Raw genomic sequence first — 18,867 nt, 5'->3', positions numbered from 1 at the left:
ACCACAATCTACTTAATTCGTTGATTTTTCCATTTTTGGGTGTAAAGCTTGTCACTCAGTTATCCTGAGTTACTTTGTCATGTGTTTAGTCTAAACTCCAGTGAATTTTGACTATTGACTATTGACTTTTGACCACCCTTGTGGGGGTTTTTGTGTTCGGTGCGTAATTACTAGGATCATCGAATGAGCTATTTTTCCAATTGAGTTGATGAGTGAAGGATATCGAATAATCCTGAAACTGCTTTGGTTGAAGAGCTTCATCAATTACAAACTGCGAATTGCGTTGGCGTTAGCCTACTCTCCGAGAACGGTACGTGAACGCATAGCGTATCCGCAGGATTCACCGCTTGCGATATTGCGAATTGCGAATTGCAAATTATGGCTTTACTGTTACTGCTAAATGTAACCCTAAAGCATCCAACAAAGAGTTTAGACTGTAAAACTCAATTTCGCCTTTATCTAATAGCATCTGGTCAAGTTTATTGTATCGTTCCTTGACTTGTGCAGACAGACGATCAACTCCACCTTGCGCTTCTATAATATTTTTAAGTGCTTTACTCATCATTTTCGGATCGCCTTCTTCTAAAACAACCTCAATATAAGCTGCTGCTTCTAGGGGATTTTGAAGGTCTTGTATCAGTTTTTCGTGATAGCTTGTACTTCTAGGCATCATCTCTACTCCTATAGTCTTGCCAATATTTCTTGGCTTTAGTAATATCTTTATCCTGGGTGCTTTTATCGCCACCACACAAAAGAATAATAATTGCTGAACCTTCCTGACCAAAGTATATACGGTAGCCAGAAGCATAGTCTATTCTCAGTTCAAAAACACCATCACCAACTGATTTATAATCACCTAAATTACCCTCTTCTACTCGGTCAAGTCTTGCTCTTATTTTAGCCTTTGCTCTTCTATCACGCAGAGAGTCAAACCACTCAGAAAAAATATCTTTACCATCACTACTTAAATAATTTCTAATATCCTGTGGTTGAACTTCCATAATAAATTTGAGCAAAAATTGTCATGACAATTGGCAATTTACAGTACCCTTCGCGAAGCAAGCTACGCAATTTGCAGTTATCAAATCAGTCAGGGTTTGAAAACCATTAATTAACAATTGTCCAATGAGATCGTACATTTTACTTGAGAAATATGAATTGCGAATTGACAATTGTTTTGGTGATAGCCTGTTGCTGATATGATGGTAATAATTAATCGTTAAATAATATTCAAATGTGACAGTTTAGATATCTTCATGTCAACTGGGAATTAAACTATACTTTAAGTATGAGAAAAAATTGCTAACACCCAATTATAAGTAAGGCATTCAGCTATAAAAATGGAGTAAACTTTGATAGCCAAATATTGCCAAAAAATATTTCATAATTAAGAGTAGAACATCCCAATGGAGAATACAAAAATGTTAGAACAATACCGTCAGCATGTTGTAGAACGCGCCCAACTCGGTATTCCTCCCCTACCATTGGATGCAAAGCAAACATCAGAATTATGTGAATTGCTCAAAAATCCGCCACCAGGGGAAGAAGATACATTATTGCATTTATTGCGCGATCGCGTACCCCCCGGAGTTGATGCAGCTGCTTATGTGAAAGCAGGGTTTTTAACTGCGATCGCTAAAGGTGAAACCAAAAGTCCCTTAATTTCCCGTATCCAGGCGGTAGAATTACTAGGAACGATGGTAGGCGGCTACAATGTCCAAGCTTTAATTGAATTGCTGCAAACTCCCACCGTTTCTGTCTCCGACTCTTCCGAAACCCCCTTGGTAATGGGGGGACAAGGAAAAGAACCCATCGCCGCATACGCCGCCAACGCCCTGAGTAAAATTCTGTTGGTGTATGATGCTTTCCATGATGTTTTGGAACTATCTAAAACCAATCCCTTTGCCAAGCGCGTGATAGATTCATGGGCAGAAGCGGAGTGGTTTACTGTTCGTCCCCAACTCCCCAAAGCAATTACCGTCACAGTCTTCAAAGTTTCTGGGGAAACCAACACCGACGACTTATCCCCCGCTACCCACGCTACCACACGCCCGGATATTCCCCTACACGCCTTAGCCATGTTAGAGTCACGGCAACCGGGAAGCTTAAACACCATTGCCGAGTTAAAGCAAAAAGGACATCCTGTGGCTTATGTTGGGGATGTAGTGGGTACCGGTTCATCGCGGAAATCTGCTATTAACTCCGTATTGTGGCACATGGGTAATGATATTCCCTTCGTTCCCAACAAACGCGCAGGGGGATATATTTTAGGTGGTGCGATCGCGCCTATCTTTTTTAATACAGCTGAAGATGCTGGTGCTTTGCCAATTCAGTGTGATGTCACCAAATTAGAAACAGGTGATGTGATTACCATCCATCCCTACAAAGGCGAAATTACCAACGAAGCCGGCGAAGTAATTTCCACCTTCACCCTCAAACCCGATACAATTCTTGATGAAGTCCGTGCAGGTGGACGTATACCTTTGTTAATTGGGCGTACCCTCACCGACAAAACCCGCCAAGCATTAGGTTTAGAACCCAGCACCTTATTTATTCGTCCCCAAGCACCAGAAGATACAGGTAAAGGCTACACCCTCGCCCAGAAAATGGTAGGGAAAGCTTGCGGATTACCTGGCGTTCGCCCTGGTACATCTTGCGAACCGATCATGACTACCGTTGGTTCCCAAGATACCACAGGCCCCATGACCCGCGATGAATTAAAAGAACTCGCCTGTCTTGGTTTCAGTGCTGATTTGGTAATGCAGAGTTTCTGTCACACCGCAGCTTATCCCAAACCAGTAGATATCAAAACCCACCACGACTTACCAGACTTTTTCGCCCAACGTGGCGGCGTTGCCCTACGTCCTGGTGATGGTATCATTCACTCTTGGCTAAACCGGATGCTGTTACCCGATACCGTCGGTACTGGTGGCGATTCTCACACCCGCTTTCCTTTAGGTATTTCCTTCCCCGCAGGTTCCGGGTTAGTAGCTTTTGCCGCAGCCTTAGGTGTCATGCCTTTGGATATGCCAGAATCAGTTTTGGTAAGATTCAAAGGAGAATTACAACCAGGAATTACCCTCAGAGATATTGTTAACGCCATTCCCTACGTCGCCATTCAAAAAGGATTGTTAACAGTAGAGAAAGAGAACAAGAAAAACATCTTCTCTGGGCGAATTTTAGAAATGGAAGGCTTACCCGATTTAAAAGTAGAACAAGCCTTTGAATTAACAGATGCATCTGCCGAACGTTCCTGTGCAGGTTGCACAATTAAACTGAGTACAGAAACAATTTCCGAATATCTGCGTTCTAATATTGCGCTGTTAAAGAACATGGTAGCCAGAGGTTATCACGATGAGCGTACTATCATGCGTCGTGTCGCCAAAATGGAAGAATGGTTAGCCAATCCCGTATTACTTGAAGCCGATGCAGATGCAGAGTATGCCGAAATCATTGAAATTGATTTGAACGAAATCAAAGAACCCATTGTTGCTGCTCCCAATGACCCCGATAATGTTAAATTATTATCGGAAGTTGCTAACGATCCAGTACAAGAAGTATTCGTTGGTTCTTGTATGACAAATATCGGTCATTATCGCGCAACCGCGAAAGTTTTAGAAGGCGCAGGTGAAGTAAAAACACGCCTGTGGATAGCACCACCAACCCGCATGGACGAAAACCAATTAAAAGAAGAAGGTGTATATAGCGTATTTGGTGCGGCTGGTGCGAGAACAGAAATGCCAGGATGCAGTTTATGCATGGGAAATCAGGCGCGAGTTGCTGATGGCACAACTGTATTTTCTACCTCTACCCGCAACTTTAATAATCGCATGGGTAAAGGTGCAAGAGTGTATTTAGGTTCCGCAGAATTAGCCGCAGTTTGTGCATTGTTAGGACGCATTCCCACAGTACAAGAATACTTAGATATTGTGGCGAAAAAGATTAATCCTTTTGCTGACAATTTGTATCGATATTTGAACTTCGATCAAATCGTCGGTTTTGAGGATGAAGGGCGAGTGATTTCTAAGGAACAGCAGGCTTTGTTGGTATAGTTTAACTAGGGTGGGTGTAATGCCCACCTTACTGTTATTAACAGGGTGACAATGCCAGCAAAAGATATATACCATGATGCGGTTAAAAATGCCTTAATTAAAGATGGCTGGACGATTACGGCTGATCCTTATACCATTAAATATGAAAAAATTCAGTTATTTGCTGATTTACTTGCTGATAGAACTTTAGAAGTTGAACGTAATGGACAACAAATTATTGTAGAAATCAAAAGTTTTATTAGTCGTTCACCGATGCGTGAATTTGAAACAGCTTTAGGTCAATATATTATTTATCGTACTTTATTAAAAGCTGTTGTGCCCGAAACTAAAATTTATTTAGGGATTAGTAAAGCTATTTATCAATCATTTTTTCAGCAAAAAGCAATTTCATTAGTAATTGAAGAGACTAATTTACTTCTAATTATTGTTGATTTGAAAACCGAGGAGATTGTTAAATGGATAAACTAGCAAATTATCGGAATTTAATCAAAAAAATTCTCACAGAATATGAACAATTAGCATCACAAACTCCTAATCCTTCTGGAGTTGATAGTGTCTTAGCTTTGGATGAACAAAGAGATCAATATATTTGGTTTCAAGTTGGTTGGCATGACGAGAAAAAAATTACTGCAATTACTGTTTATGTTCGCATTAAAAATGAGAAGATTTACATTGAGGAAGATTGGACTGAGGAAGGAATCGCTACTGAGTTATTAAGGGAAGGTGTACCGAAAGAAGATATTGTTTTAGCCTTTCACTCTCCAGAAACTCGTAAATTGACTGAGTTTGCTGTTGCTTAAAATAAAAAGATAGGTTTAAAATGATTGATTTACATCCTGAATTTATCTCAAAAAATGGACAAAAGGAATTTGCTGTTCTGCCCTACGAAGAATTTTTGCAAATTCAAGAATTATTAGAAGATTTAGAAGATTTGAGAGATTTACGCGAAGCTAAAAAAGAAGAAAAAAGACAGTTCTTCTGCACCTTTAGATGAAGTTAAAAAGATGTTAATCTCTTGAGGATGAGGAGAGATTAATTTATGGCAGGGTATCATCGCTTACCGAAAATAGAATATTATCAGTTACAGTCAAAAATTTGAAAATTGATTACTTATATACTTGTAAAGCTCTGTAGGTTGGGTTGAGGAACTAAACCCAACATTTTCGAGGGTTTGTTGGGTTTCACTACGTTCAACCTAACCTACTAGCGCAGCAAGCTTACGAGTAAATAGAAGTTCTTTACAAACTTTGTATTTCAGTAATGGCACTGAAATTTACATTTTCATTTGAGACTATTTTAGATATGTATATCGGGAGCATCCCAATTTTGACGCAATACCCTTCTAGGGTATTGCTATACCAACAAAGCCTGCCTTCGCAGGCTATCAAACTTTTAGCCTGCGAAGGCAGGCTTCGTATTTCTAGCCCCACCCTTATAGGGTGAGGGCGTTTTTGCACATTTGGGATGCTCCCTGTATATCTGTGTTTTTTGATGAATAAAATATTGCTTGGTGTTAGATTATTTAAATTTAGTGTATATATCTAAGCATCTCTTATTTAGAATTAAACTCTATAATTACTATGCCATATCTCAAAGCGAAACATTTAACAAATAACCTGAAATCATTTAATAAAGCCTCAGATAAGGATAATCGTAAATTAATATATGCAGGTGAAAAGCTACGCTTTCAATCAGAGATGGATTTGGAAGATTATATCGAAGAAAATTTTGAAAAAATATTTACTGATTTGATTTTAGTTAAGCGACAGTTTGGCATTAAAATGCAACGATGTGATTTATTATGTAGCCATAAAATTTCCAAACAGCCAGTTCTTATAGAGTTAAAAAATGAAGAAGACAGAGGGCTAGTTTCTCAATTAATTCGTTATCGAAAAGCTCTTTTATTAGAGATGCCTTTTGAAAATATAATAGATTACTCTTTACCAGTAAATTTAATAGCGATCGCACCGATTTTTCATGAAGATAATTATACAGATAAAGAATCCTCAAAATTTGAGGACAATATATATTTTTATGAATTCAGTCTAGAGCTTAATAATCAATCAGGTCTATTTAAAATAGATGATTGTGTATATGATATACCTTACCCTATTTTTGGTTTATCTAAAAATCGTGCTGACGATGAATTATCTAATATAACTTTACCAGCGTTTACTTCCAATTTTAGAAGCAAATTACCTCAAGAATGTAAATACGATTTTACAAATTTACGAGCATTGCTAATGGCGCAGCCAAACGTAAAAGAAATGGTTAGTACTACTTATAGAAAAGTACTATACGGAACTGGTGAAGGACAAAATCATAAAAAAATAGCAGAAATAACAAATACTGGTAAAGGCATATACTTATTTCTGTGGTTGCCTACCAATGTAAAAACAAATATAAAAATACCTGTAGCCAGATATGGATTTATTTTAGCAAAAGATAGCAACCCTTTTTCGGAAAATTCAATTGTGGATTGGTTAGTATGTACTAAAACTACGATCGATCCCAAAAATAAACCTGAAAATCATGTCTGCTCATCATTTAACAGACATGGTATGCCAATCTGGACTAAGGCTAATCATTATCTATCACAAGCTTCACTAGGTTCTCTGAATACATTCCATTTATTTCTTTATCTACTCAAAGGTATGAAACCACCCATTGATGAAGATACTTATCAGTGGTGGAAATCCTATGAGAAAAAAACACCTGATAATTTAGGTTGGTATGTTGATTTAGCTATCAAAACTTGGAATTTTAGAATTAAATAATTATTTTTTTGAATTATCTTATACTGCTGAAGCGATCGCACTCTCACATCAGGAAATGCGATCGCTTCAGTATTTCCTGAGAAATCGCTGTATTCGTTTAGCAATGCTTCGCACTCTAACTAACTTCCCGTTTCTCCTTACAGCAGGGTTAGCCAAGAAGACAAGTCAGGCGATCGCACTAGCCATCTTCTCCAAAAATAAAGATCATAACTTGTATATATTGACGTTTACCAATATTTATGCATATAGAGTTTGATATACAGTAAATCAAATTTGTCAAGCTTTTGATTAAAACCTATAAAAAGTTAGCACTAGTTCAATTAAAGACTTGATAAAAACAACTCTTATTTATTTCACAATAGCAAGATACGAACATTTATATATTTACCCTTTCAATCTCCGTTGAGATACTGATAACAATAGTTCAAGTTATTAGGTTACAGAAAAATTACCAAATTTAGGCTGATAAATAATCAATTTGTTTCTATATTTTTTCCAAAAAAGCAGTCCATCTAGCTATAATTAGAATCTTTTCTACATCAATTTACTCTAAATAATTTTAGGCTACTTTTGAAACTTACCAGTGAGAAATACGCCTTTATTAACCTGAATAGTTTTCGACCAACTTTCAGATACTTCTTAGTAGTCAGGTTCAGATCTTTTTAGGTTGCTGCAATGTCTATCTAAGAAAGCTATAACAACCATAAATTTTTTGAGCAAGCATCTCCAGTCTCAGAATTCACCTTTTGCAAAATAATTGATTCTATGGCAACCTTAAATTCTCTGACAAAATTTTCCCTTGCGATTACTGCCACCACAGCACTAGGATTTTTGGCTCCATCAGCTAATGCTTTATCCCTAACAGCCTCTTCTTCTGGTACCTGGAGTAATCCAGTTGGTGGAAGTGATGTAAAGTATCAAGAACTGACAACAAATACACTATTTACAACAACAACAACACTGACAACAACAGGTAAAAAAAATGATACTTTTGTCAAAAGAAGCACGAATGAAGTAATTACAGAAGTAACAGAAGTTACTACAGTGACAAAAGATGTAAAAACAGGTAAAACTTCTACTAAATCTACAACTAGTCTACCGAATCTTGTATCTGATACAACAAAATCACAAATTGTATATAACGCAGATAATAGCAAAAATGGCAGCAGGATAAACAATACATCGGTTACATCAAGCACCACAAAGACAGAAGCTATAGAGAATCAGGTACGTTGGGGAGAGGGAAAAAATGGTCAGAGTGGATTAGGATTTGAAGGAGTTAGTGGACTAAATTTAGATCTGAATGAAATATTTGAAATTGGGACTCTGAGACACTATAACAACGCGATCAATGCGGGAACTGCTGCCTCAAAAGTAAATCTTGGACTTAATTTAAACTTTAGCGGTATTGGAGCACAGACTTTCAACTTTAGCTTTAATATTGACGAAACTCCCAACGTAGGAAAAGTCAGTGATTGCCCTTACTATAGCACTGCTATCTGCTCTGATAAAATTACCTTCTCTACACCAAAGAATGTAAACACCTTCAGTATTGCCGATGTAGAGTATACCTTGCAGATAGTAGGATTTAGTCAATCTCCCAATGGCACCCCTGTAAAAGATTTTATTTCTCAAGAAGGTGGTAGTAACTCAGCTTCCCTTTACGCTAAAATTACCACTGCTCCACCTAAGAGAGTACCTGAGTCTAGTTCTGGATTAAGTTTAGTTGCTTTTGGTGCTTTAGCTGCTGGTTCTATGCTCAATCAAAGACAAAAATTAAAAGCCACAGCCAAGGTATAGTTTCATAGATTTTACTGATTGCCAACCTCTGATGATGACTGCTGTTTCTTCCTTGGGAAGAGACAGCAATTTTTTATTTTTTGCTGTTTAGCTCAATTAGCCAAAAACTGAGATGATTGCGATCGCCATTTTCATTCAGTTATCAAGCGGATAGACTAGTATAAATTATGCTAGTTGTTCTGTACCTGAAGTCACTATGAAAAACATTGAGGGAGGATTAGAATTTGTTGAACAATTAGTTTATGCCAAGACAGGAAAATCTCTAACGGGTATTCAAAAGGCGGTCTTGCAAGAATCCTGGGATGGTCAAAGAAAAACTTATAATCAGATTGCTGAAGAATTCCAATATTCTGCAAGTTATATTAAACAAACTGTAGCCCCGCAATTATGGAGACTACTCTCAGAAGTTTTAGGAGAAAAAGTCAATAAAACTAATATTAGCTCTGTCGTAGAAAGGCGACAAGCAAATCAAAGTTCTATTAGATGTCAAAAACTAATTGAAAGATTAAGGAAGCGACTTGAGCCTTATTATAGTTGGCAGGTACAGTTGAACGGTACACAAAAGATTGTAGATGCCTCTGGGACGAAATTAACAACAGCAACTCATCAAAAACCTATCAATTTAGAAATCCCAAAAGGTTATGTGCCTTTAAATTCTGCTTTTTATATTGAGCGAGTTCCGAATGAACATAGATGTTATCAAGAGATAATCAATCCAGGTTCTCTGATTCAGATTAAAGCACCTAGACAGATGGGAAAAACCTCTTTCATGGTTCGGATTCTGGCTTATGCATCTATATTAGGCTACCAAACTGTCAGCTTAAATCTTTTACAAGCAGATAAAAAAATTTTGACCGATATCAATAAATTATTACGCTGGATCTGTGCCAATATTACCCATAAACTTAAGCTGAAAAACAGGCTAGATGATTACTGGGATGAGGATTTGGGTAGTAAGGCAAACTGTACAATTTATTTGCAAGAATATTTGCTCTTACAAATAGAACATCCTCTAGTTTTGGCTTTTGATGAAGTTAACCAAATTTTTGATTACTCCGAAATTGCTCAGGATTTTCTCTCTCTATTAAGTTCTTGGCATGAGGAAGCTAAAGATAATGATATATGGAAAAAACTCCGAATAATAGTCAGTAACTCTACAGAAATTTATCTTCCATTAACTATACACAAATCTCCATTTACTGTAGGTTTATCAGTACAGTTACGCTCATTTAGCTGGGAGCAAGTGCAAGATTTAGCGCAGCGTCATCAACTCAATATCTCTATTGGTGATTTAGCAGAACTCATGTGGCTTTTAGGCGGTCATCCTTATTTATTACGTGTGGCTTTTTATCATTTAGCACACCAAGATTTAACTTGGGAAAAATTAACTAAAACTGCAGCTTCCGATACCGGAATTTATAGTGAATATCTTCATCAACACTTGTGGTGTTTACAACAGCATCCAGAACTAGCAACAGCTTTTGAGCAAGTACTAAAAGCAAAAGCGCCAATAGAGTTAGAGCAAGTACAGGCTTTTAAGTTACATAGTATGGGTCTGGTGAATATGCAAAATAATCAAGTAATGATAAGTTGTGATTTATATCAACAATATTTTGGAAAATAGCTATTTTATTGCGTAAGTCCTAAGTTGATTAGTAGTGTAGGGTGGGCATTTCCCACCAAAACCCGGATATTGTGGGCATTGCCCACCCTATGTGTATTTCTGGAATTTTCACATGTATTGGTAAACTCATAATCTTCTCCTAACTGTTTAACTCTTAGTTTCGGTAGAGCGATCGCATAAACTTTCTTTGCTTATTTCATTCTTCCCATTACACTTTAACTCTCTAATAGTTCGTTAATAAAAAATCTGTGCTACTCAGAGTAAATTCAACTGAGACGCACAGATTAATTTTGTGATTTATGAGTGACCCACAAATTTAAAATGCAGGCAATTGGCTAAACTGCACCACTATTCTTATTAAAAAGAATGACTACAGTTTTAAAAATTAGCTTAAGATCATACAGCAAACTCCAATTTTTTTGATACTGTAAATCCAAGCGAATTACATCTTCAAAACTACGTACTTTTGACCTACCATTTACCTGCCATTCGCCTGTCATCCCAGGTTTGACATCTAAACGTTGCCATTCTGGGACTTCATAGCGTTCTACTTCATCAGGCGTAGGGGGTCGAGTACCAACTAAACTCATATCTCCTTGAAGAACGTTCCAAAATTGTGGTAGTTCATCGAGACTAGTACGCCGTAAAAAGCGCCCTAACTTTGTCACTCTAGGATCGCTTTCATTTTTGAAAAAAGCACCTTGTACTTGGTTTTTTACTTGGGATTTCTTGGCTTCTGCATCCACGCACATGGAGCGAAATTTCCAAATTTCAAACCGCTTCCCCATCCAACCACAACGGGTTTGACTAAAGAAAATCGGGCCGGGATCGTCAATTGTAATAGCAATGGCAATGGGAATCAGCAAAAATCCTGTAATTATTAAACCGAAGAGCGCTCCCACTATATCAATCAACCGTTTCATCCAAGATGCTACAGAAGGATGAGTAGTAGGTAGCTGCTCAACCTGACGCGCAGACGATACCTGAGTACTTGGCAGACTATGTTGTTCTTTTTGCGCTAATATATCCAAGGCTTCAATAGGAAAAACTCGATCCAATCCTGTGAGGTTGAGGACTGCCATTACTGGAGGAGTTACATTACGTAGTATAAATAATACTTGTTTTTCCTTGGCGGTTTTGAAATTACTGACTAAAGCACCTAAACCACTACTATCCATAAAAGTAGTTTGGTGAAAGTCGATGATTATTTGCTTGATTTGTGCATTTTCCTGAATTAACTTTTGGCAAGTTTGCTTGAATTCTACGCCTTCAAGCACAGTCAATCGGATAGGTACCTGCACTATTGCTATTTCATTTAAATAAGTAACGAGAAAATCGACCTCTTGAAGTTGGCTAGTCATGAAGCTCTGCACTTTAATTGCTGGGTAAATGTAAGCTGCAAAAAATTAATTTTGTCCTCATGTAATTACCTATCATCATCTGCAATTAATAGAAATCAGGACTAATTGCGGGTGACTTGGTAGAAACTGTAGATGGCTGCGAAGATTCACAATAGAACAAGAGACTAAAAAAGCTTACTTGCTGTTGTGAAGACGCAGCGCGATCGCCTGGCTATCATCCCATGACTTCTAAAACTACGCTTAATCCTACTGCACGTCTGATAGAGGTCTTTTCTGCTATTCAAGGGGAAGGACTCAATGTCGGGACAAGGCAGATTTTTATTCGCTTTGCTTTTTGTGATTTACGCTGTCACTTTTGCGATAGCGCCCATACTTGGAATGCACCGGACACCTGTAATATAGAGCAAACCCCAGGCTTACGGGATTTTGAAGTGCATTCTAATCCTGTCTCCCTACCCACATTATTACAATGGGTTGAACGGCAAAATATTCCTTTTCTACACGATAGCATCAGCTTAACTGGGGGCGAACCTTTACTTCATGCGCCTTTTTTGGCTTCATTTCTTCCCCAGGTGCGATCGCTCACCAATCTGCCCATATATCTGGAAACTGGAGGTCATCGACCAGAACAGTTAGCCATGCTCCTACCCTACCTAGATTCTGTAGGCATGGATTTTAAGTTACCTAGTGTTAGCGGTGAAAGCTATTGGCAAGAACACGCTCAATGCCTTAAATTAGGTTATGACTCACATTTAGATGTTTTTGTCAAGATAATTATTTCCGAAAACACAGAGCCTACTGAATTGGAGCGTTCAGCTTTATTGGTGGCAGATGTGAGTCCTGAAATCCCGATTTTTTTACAACCTGTCACACCTTTGGCTGACTGGGAGAAATTGGCAAATAAACCTATAGTTGCCCCTTTACCAGAACAGGTTTTGAAGTGGCAAGCTCTAATGAAAAAGTTTGTGCATCACGTTCGTGTTGTGCCGCAAACTCATAAAATGTTGAATCAGTTGTAACAGGGCATGGGGCATTGGGCATTGGGCATTGGCTAAAAGTCAAAAGTCAAATAGAATTCTTAATTTTGAATTTTGAATTGTTTATCTCCCTTGTCTCCCTTGTCCTCCCTGTCCTCCTTGTCCTCCCCTGCTTCCTAGTTACACAAGCAACTAGGAAGCGGGTAAAAACACTGATTAAAATCCACCTTCATCTACAGGTCTAGATTTAGTTTTTGCTTTATTGGCACTGCGTTTGAGGGCAGAAAGTCTTGCTTCATATTTTGAGCGCTGGCGCTTGCTAGCGGTGGTGTCAATTAAAGTTTTTAAAGCACTACCCAAACTTTTATAAGCATTCGGGAGACTGTAACCAAAGCGAGTTGCTAGTGCGATCGCTTTTTCATCAGCATCAACTAATTCTTTTAGTTGCTTTTCTCCATTATTTTTTTGGTATAAACGCCAACCAGAAACACCGCAAAGTGCTAATGCTAAAACTAGTAACAATCCATCCTGTACCCACAACTCACCAACAGCACCACCTAAACCGATAGCTAATGCTGCCATTTCCCAACCATCTTTGGGAATTGTGTCATTTTGAATGCGGGCGACTTCGTGCCAAAACAGCAGATTACGCTGATCCATAGCTAGGCTATCCCATTTCACCAAGTCAATTTGAATTTCTACTTGGTCTTTACCAATTTCTTCGCTACGAATCAGGGGTGGATTGACCTCAGTTGTGCCTTCAACGGTGACCCAGCTCTGCAATTCTGGCGGTAGTAAGCCTTTTAAACGCCGAAGTTCACTCATTTCTGCTTTGGCAGAGGAGGTTGCATAGGATGTCATAAAATCCAGCCCTAGAAAAATTCAGTATATAGTGAGGGTATCACTTTGGAGTATAGCTATTTCAGTGATAATCCGCCTCACTCGTTAGGAAAACTTCCGCGCTTTTTTCTGGCTTCCATTGCTTTTTCGAGGATTTCTAATAATCCGGGAGCCTCTTCTTGAATACTCAGTAACAATCTTTCGCCCAGTTCGATATTACCAGGGTCGTGACCTGTTTCCATGACCTGTTTTAACCTTGGCATGGCGATGCTATCAACAATTTGAATTAACCCGCTCAAACAACGGTTAAATTGTTTCTCTGTGAGGATGGAGTCTTCTAAGGGAAACTCGATAATCGCACGGATTTCGCCGTCAGATGGGTCATATTCCCATTGCAGCATTTTGGTTTCCCAAGAAATCGCCAACATGGTTTGTAGAATAGCTCCCTTATAAGGATGCTCTTGAACTCCTGCAATCACTTGAGGTGCAAACACCCGAAAAAATTTGCCTTCCTCATCCAATTGCACAACTATCAGGAAGTCTTCTAGGTGATCGGCTTCCACACCTGTGATAATCCGCTCTTCTTCGTCATCAACACGATAATCCCAACCAAGGTTGTCTAAGTATTTAGCAATCTGTTTCAGATGAGCTCCCATAATAGCCTCATAAGGAATGCTGGAGCAGCTGTTACCAAACCTAGTTTAACCTGCTAGTGGCATCTGCCTAAGTTAGTACAGCTACTTCTGCTTTCCTAGAATTATGCAATTCAGCTTTTGTTGATTCCAGGATTTACGCACGAATTTCAAAAACACTGAATTTATTGAACTGCCTAGACTCCAAGTATGCCAAGAAGTTAGAGAGTCTACACAGGAATTGATAGACTGTGCGTGAGTCTTATATTAGCTAGTTAATGCTGAGTAGAATTTCAACGTTATAGCTTTTCGACATAGTTAAATAATTATTTTTTCAGATTAAAAGCAACATAATACGGCTTTTGATTGGTGGAACTTTTATATTTTTTATCAAAAAAATCGTTTGTATTAGCTAAATTTTTAATACAGGATACCAAAAAGTTTTATATTACAAACATCTACTGAGTTTTACAGAAAAATTGTAGTAGTAAACACATTTTATCATGTAAATGTCCACAACTTTTATGGGTAAATCAGCTTTAATTTTAGCGATCGCACCTCTCATCTTTGCCATTAGTGCTTGTGGTGGCGAATCTGGAAATGCAAATAACAATGCAAATAGCACCACTAGTCCGCAAACAGCACCAACAGTTAAAAATCGCTGGGATACGGTAAAAAACCGGAATCAGCTAATTTGTGGTGTTAGTGGTGAAGTTCCAGGATTTAGTTTTGTCGGAACTGATGGAAAATATAGCGGAATTGACGTTGATGTCTGTCGCGCCGTCGCCGCAGCTTTATTTGACAACCCCGATGCAGTGGAATTTCGCAATCTCAGCGCCAAAGAGCGGTTTACAGCCTTACAAACTGGGGAAGTAGATATTCTCAGCCGCAATACCACATGGACATTAAGCCGTACAACCTCTGTCGGTCTGGAATTTGCACCTGTGGTTTTTTATGATGGTCAAGCGATTATGGTACGCAAAAGTAGCGGTGTAAAATCATTAGCTGACTTAAAAGATAAAGCTATCTGCGTGCAAACTGGAACGACTACTGAACAAAATTTAGCCGACCAAATGCGCAAACGTGGTATTACTTATAAACCCGTAGTATTTGAGGATGTTAACGTTACCTTTGCGACCTATACACAAGGACGTTGTGATGGAATTACAGCCGATCGCTCTGCGTTAGTGGCGCGGCGATCGCTTCTACCCAAACCAGAAGACAATGTAATTCTTGATGAAGTCATTTCATCCGAACCATTAGCGCCAGCAGTCGCCAAAGGAGACACAAAATGGGCGGATACTGTCAAATGGGTAGTTTATTCCCTAATTAAAGCTGAAGAATTAGGAATTAATTCTCAAAATCTCGCACAATTTGCCACTAGTAGCGATCCAGATATCAAGCGGTTTTTAGGAACAGAAGGAAACCTGGGTGAAAGTCTGGGGTTAACCAACGACTTTGCAGCCAGAATCATCAAGCATGTTGGCAACTATAGCGAAGTTTACGATCGCAATCTCGGCCCCAAAACAAAACTCAATTTAGCACGCGGTCAAAATCAACTGTGGTCAAAAAACGGATTACTCTATTCTCCACCCTTCCGTTAATCAAGGGATGAGAAAAATGCACATAAAGAAACCATTGTACAGACGCGATGAATCGCGTCTCTGACAAATGACAAATTTCAAATTATTGTGGCGCGATCGCCGATTTTGGCGAATTGCAGGACAATTAATCGCTGTATTTTTAGCAGCAGTTTTAGTCACAATTCTCTGGAGTAACCTCAACCGCAATTTACAGCAACTCGGTATTCAGTTTGGGTTTAATTTTCTTAAACAACAAGCATCTTTTGATATTGGTGAAAGTTTAATTGCTTACAAACCAACTGATAGCTATACTCAAGCCTTATGGGTTGGGTTAATTAATTCATTGCGCATAGCAATTATCGGAATTTTGCTGACAACAATTGTTGGAATCAGCGCCGGAATTGCGCGACTTTCTGATAATTGGTTAGTCAGAAATATCAGCCTAGTTTACGTAGAAATTTTTCGTAATACTCCCTTACTGCTGCAATTACTGTTTTGGTACTTTGCAGTATTTCTGGGTTTCCCCAAAGTTGAAAATAAAATCTCTCTGTGGGGGTTGATTTACCTGAGCCAAAATGGTGCAGAATTTCCTTGGTTTACTTTATCTCCAGAGTTTTCTGCTTTACTACTGGGTTTAACTTTTTATACAGGCGCATTTATAGCCGAAATTGTCCGCGCTGGGATTCAATCAGTACCTAAAGGACAGTGGGAAGCTGCGCGATCGCTTGGTTTAAAACCAGGGTTAGTCATGCGGTTGGTGGTGTTTCCCCAGGCTTTGCGGGTAATTATCCCACCCCTAACCAGTCAATATCTAAATTTGACCAAAAATTCCAGTTTAGCGATCGCTATTGGCTACCCCGATATTTATTTTGTCGCCTCCACCACCTTTAACCAAACCGGGCGTGCAGTAGAAGTCATGTTACTAATTATGCTTACCTACCTCACCCTAAGTTTGACCATTTCCGTAGTCATGAATTTGTTCAACCGCATGGTGCAAATCCAAGAGAGATAACGGGATAAGAGAGAAAATTGACAAATGACAACTGTACAGACAAGGGTTCATCGCGTCTTTGAGAAATGACAAATCTTCAACTATTGTGGCTACGTAAAAATCTTTTTAATACTTGGTACAACAGCTTACTGACTGTTATCTGTATAGCATTCCTCATTTGGTTAGCCAAAAGCATTATTATTTGGACAACTACCCAAGCACAATGGACAGTAGTTCAAGTTAACTTACGTTTATTCTTAGTTGGTAGATTTCCCCAATCCTTATATTGGCGCGTGTGGATTGTTTTAGCGATCGCGTCCACTTTAACTGCAATAACATGGGGTGTATTTTCTAGTAAACAGCATTTAACAAAGCGTCAAATTGCAGTTTATACTTTTATTATTGCTGGATTTTTAATGGGTTTACCAGGGGATTTGACATCCCGAATTTGGTTACTATTAATTTCTATTTTGTTAGCGATCGGATTCGGAATAGGCAGACAATTTCCTAAAATAATATTGCCTTGGCTTTCCTTAACATGGTTATTATCTTTTAGTCTCATTATTTGGTTAATTGGTGGCGGATTAGGCTGGCAATCTGTATCTACAAATTCGTGGAATGGTTTACTACTTACCTTGTTAATGGCAGCAGTGAGTATTGTTCTTTCTTTCCCCATTGGAGTTTTACTAGCTTTAGGACGCACCAGTAATTTACCAATCATTCGTTGGTTTTCAATTCTATATATTGAAATAATTAGAGGAGTACCTCTGATTGGAATTTTGTTTCTCGCTCAGGTAATGCTGCCATTATTTTTACCAGTTGATTTACGTTTAGATCGAGTAGTACGCGCAATTACCGGACTCATTTTATTTAGCGCGGCTTATATGGCAGAAAACGTGCGTGGCGGACTTCAGGCTGTATCGCGGGGACAAGTAGAAGCCGCAAAAGCATTAGGCTTGAATTCTCTGTTAGCGATTATATTAATTGTGCTACCTCAAGCTTTACGGGCTGTCATTCCCGCAATTGTTGGTCAATTTATCGGTTTATTTAAAGATACCTCACTATTATCTTTAGTAGGATTAGTAGAACTAACAGGAATTTCCCGTTCAATTTTGGCACAACCACAATTTATTGGCAGATATGCAGAGGTTTATTTATTTATTGGCTCAATTTATTGGGTATTTTGTTACTCGATGTCTCTAGCTTCTCGACGCTTAGAAAAGCAAATTAGTCAATAGTCAATTGTTAGAGACGCGATAACCCTTGTCTGTACAATGGTCAATGGTCAATATTTAATATAGCAATCCTAAATATTTCATAAATACTTATCTTTCTTGTCCTTATTGTCCCCTTTATTCACATATCAAATAGGATTTAGTTATTCAAGGTAAATTTTTATGGCACAATCAACATCAAATCCGATAATTATTGCCGAAGATGTTCATAAATGGTATGGGAAATTTCATGTACTACAAGGTGTGAGCTTAACAGTCAATCGTGGCGAAGTAGTTGTCTTAATGGGGCCTTCTGGTTCAGGTAAATCTACCTTTATCCGCACATTTAATGCCTTAGAAGAATATCAAAAAGGCAAAATTATTATCGATGGTATTACCCTTAGCAATGATTTGCGCAATATTGACGCAATTCGCAAAGAAGTGGGAATGGTATTTCAACAATTTAATTTATTTCCCCATTTAACAGTAGTGCAAAATATTACCTTGGCTCCTATTTGGGTGCGTCGCTGGACGAAGACAAAATCTCAAGATTTAGCTATGCAATTGCTAGAAAGAGTGGGAATTTTAGAACAAGCCCATAAATATCCCGGACAGTTATCTGGAGGACAGCAACAACGGGTAGCGATCGCTCGTGCTTTAGCTATGCAGCCTAAAATCATGCTATTTGATGAACCGACCTCAGCTTTAGATCCGGAAATGGTTCGAGAAGTTTTGGATGTGATGCGCAATCTCGCCAGGGAAGGAATGACAATGGTAGTAGTCACCCATGAAGTAGGATTTGCTCGTGAAGTTGCTGATAGGGTAATCCTCATGGATAGTGGTTTTCTGATCGAATCAGGGACACCTGATACCTTTTTTAACCAGCCTCAACAAGAGCGAACTCGCAAGTTTTTATCCCAAATTCTCTAACTTTCAGTATTTAGTCTGATAACTTGAATATTGTGCTGTCCAATCAAGATAAAAAACCAGAATTATACGTAAGTAATTCTACTTCT

Annotated in this window: 17 protein-coding genes; 12 read left to right on the top strand and 5 right to left on the bottom strand. The window is 38.5% G+C overall.

Features of this window, described 5'->3' with window-relative positions; all coding sequences use genetic code 11:
- Positions 1-376: 376 nt before the first annotated feature.
- Together AACW45_RS14595 and AACW45_RS14590 are read right to left on the bottom strand one after the other, a co-directional pair.
- A complete protein-coding gene (locus AACW45_RS14595) occupies positions 377-670 on the bottom strand; it encodes a helix-turn-helix domain-containing transcriptional regulator (RefSeq protein WP_190633279.1) in 294 nt (97 codons plus the stop codon).
- Positions 663-1,001 (bottom strand): type II toxin-antitoxin system RelE/ParE family toxin, encoded by a 339-nt coding sequence (locus tag AACW45_RS14590; RefSeq protein ID WP_190633278.1) that lies wholly within the window; start codon positions 999-1,001, stop codon positions 663-665. Before AACW45_RS14590 ends, AACW45_RS14595 begins: the two co-directional genes overlap by 8 nt.
- Before the next feature lie 420 nt (positions 1,002-1,421).
- On the opposite strand from AACW45_RS14590, the gene acnB reads away from it, so the two are divergent.
- The 7 genes from acnB (at position 1,422) to AACW45_RS14555 (ending at position 10,253) form a co-directional block, all read left to right on the top strand.
- Positions 1,422-4,052, top strand: a complete 2,631-nt coding sequence (acnB, locus tag AACW45_RS14585; RefSeq protein ID WP_190633290.1) for a bifunctional aconitate hydratase 2/2-methylisocitrate dehydratase — start codon at positions 1,422-1,424, stop codon at positions 4,050-4,052.
- A 51-nt stretch (positions 4,053-4,103) separates the two neighbouring features.
- Positions 4,104-4,520 (top strand): XisH family protein, encoded by a 417-nt coding sequence (locus tag AACW45_RS14580; RefSeq protein ID WP_190633277.1) that lies wholly within the window; start codon positions 4,104-4,106, stop codon positions 4,518-4,520.
- Entirely contained in the window at positions 4,508-4,852 is a 345-nt protein-coding gene (locus tag AACW45_RS14575; protein ID WP_190540011.1) for a XisI protein, read from the top strand. The genes AACW45_RS14580 and AACW45_RS14575 overlap by 13 nt, the downstream gene beginning before the upstream one ends.
- A gap of 20 nt (positions 4,853-4,872) precedes the next feature.
- The gene (locus AACW45_RS14570; RefSeq protein ID WP_242045487.1) at positions 4,873-5,046 is read left to right on the top strand and encodes a type II toxin-antitoxin system Phd/YefM family antitoxin; all 174 of its coding nucleotides are present in this window, start codon (positions 4,873-4,875) and stop codon (positions 5,044-5,046) included.
- A gap of 586 nt (positions 5,047-5,632) precedes the next feature.
- Positions 5,633-6,829 carry a hypothetical protein gene (locus tag AACW45_RS14565; protein ID WP_190633276.1) on the top strand — a complete coding sequence of 399 codons (1,197 nt, stop codon included), beginning with the start codon at positions 5,633-5,635 and terminating at the stop codon, positions 6,827-6,829.
- A gap of 765 nt (positions 6,830-7,594) precedes the next feature.
- Entirely contained in the window at positions 7,595-8,629 is a 1,035-nt protein-coding gene (locus tag AACW45_RS14560; protein ID WP_190633275.1) for a choice-of-anchor K domain-containing protein, read from the top strand.
- A gap of 196 nt (positions 8,630-8,825) precedes the next feature.
- Positions 8,826-10,253: an AAA-like domain-containing protein gene (locus AACW45_RS14555; protein WP_190633274.1), complete on the top strand. Its 1,428-nt coding sequence runs from the start codon at positions 8,826-8,828 to the stop codon at positions 10,251-10,253.
- Positions 10,254-10,588: 335 nt separating this feature from the next.
- Here the strand turns inward: AACW45_RS14555 and AACW45_RS14550 are convergent, their stop codons facing one another.
- Positions 10,589-11,614 (bottom strand): anti-sigma factor antagonist, encoded by a 1,026-nt coding sequence (locus AACW45_RS14550; RefSeq protein WP_190633273.1) that lies wholly within the window; start codon positions 11,612-11,614, stop codon positions 10,589-10,591.
- A gap of 221 nt (positions 11,615-11,835) precedes the next feature.
- Between AACW45_RS14550 and AACW45_RS14545 the strand changes: the two genes are divergently transcribed.
- Positions 11,836-12,633 carry a 7-carboxy-7-deazaguanine synthase QueE gene (locus AACW45_RS14545; protein ID WP_190633272.1) on the top strand — a complete coding sequence of 266 codons (798 nt, stop codon included), beginning with the start codon at positions 11,836-11,838 and terminating at the stop codon, positions 12,631-12,633.
- Positions 12,634-12,807: 174 nt separating this feature from the next.
- Here AACW45_RS14545 and AACW45_RS14540 read toward each other — a convergent pair whose 3' ends face one another.
- Together AACW45_RS14540 and AACW45_RS14535 are read right to left on the bottom strand one after the other, a co-directional pair.
- A complete protein-coding gene (locus AACW45_RS14540) occupies positions 12,808-13,452 on the bottom strand; it encodes a DUF3318 domain-containing protein (RefSeq protein ID WP_190539992.1) in 645 nt (214 codons plus the stop codon).
- Positions 13,453-13,529: 77 nt separating this feature from the next.
- Positions 13,530-14,087 carry a hypothetical protein gene (locus tag AACW45_RS14535; RefSeq protein ID WP_190633271.1) on the bottom strand — a complete coding sequence of 186 codons (558 nt, stop codon included), beginning with the start codon at positions 14,085-14,087 and terminating at the stop codon, positions 13,530-13,532.
- A gap of 500 nt (positions 14,088-14,587) precedes the next feature.
- Between AACW45_RS14535 and AACW45_RS14530 the strand changes: the two genes are divergently transcribed.
- The 4 genes from AACW45_RS14530 to AACW45_RS14515 all read left to right on the top strand — a co-directional run bounded on the left by AACW45_RS14530 (position 14,588) and on the right by AACW45_RS14515 (position 18,781).
- Positions 14,588-15,667 carry an amino acid ABC transporter substrate-binding protein gene (locus AACW45_RS14530; protein WP_190633289.1) on the top strand — a complete coding sequence of 360 codons (1,080 nt, stop codon included), beginning with the start codon at positions 14,588-14,590 and terminating at the stop codon, positions 15,665-15,667.
- Between the two features lie 67 nt (positions 15,668-15,734).
- A complete protein-coding gene (locus AACW45_RS14525; protein WP_190633270.1) occupies positions 15,735-16,658 on the top strand; it encodes an amino acid ABC transporter permease in 924 nt (307 codons plus the stop codon).
- 65 nt (positions 16,659-16,723) lie between these two features.
- Complete coding sequence (locus AACW45_RS14520) at positions 16,724-17,875, top strand: amino acid ABC transporter permease (RefSeq protein WP_190633269.1); 1,152 nt, start codon at positions 16,724-16,726, stop codon at positions 17,873-17,875.
- A gap of 159 nt (positions 17,876-18,034) precedes the next feature.
- Positions 18,035-18,781, top strand: a complete 747-nt coding sequence (locus tag AACW45_RS14515; RefSeq protein ID WP_190633268.1) for an amino acid ABC transporter ATP-binding protein — start codon at positions 18,035-18,037, stop codon at positions 18,779-18,781.
- The last annotated feature ends 86 nt before the right edge of the window (positions 18,782-18,867 follow it).

The organism is Calothrix sp. FACHB-168 (assembly GCF_963889195.1).
Taxonomy (GTDB): domain Bacteria; phylum Cyanobacteriota; class Cyanobacteriia; order Cyanobacteriales; family Nostocaceae; genus Aulosira; species Aulosira anomala_A.
Note: the sequence above shows the minus strand (reverse complement) of the source record. Positions and strands in the feature narration are given on the sequence as shown.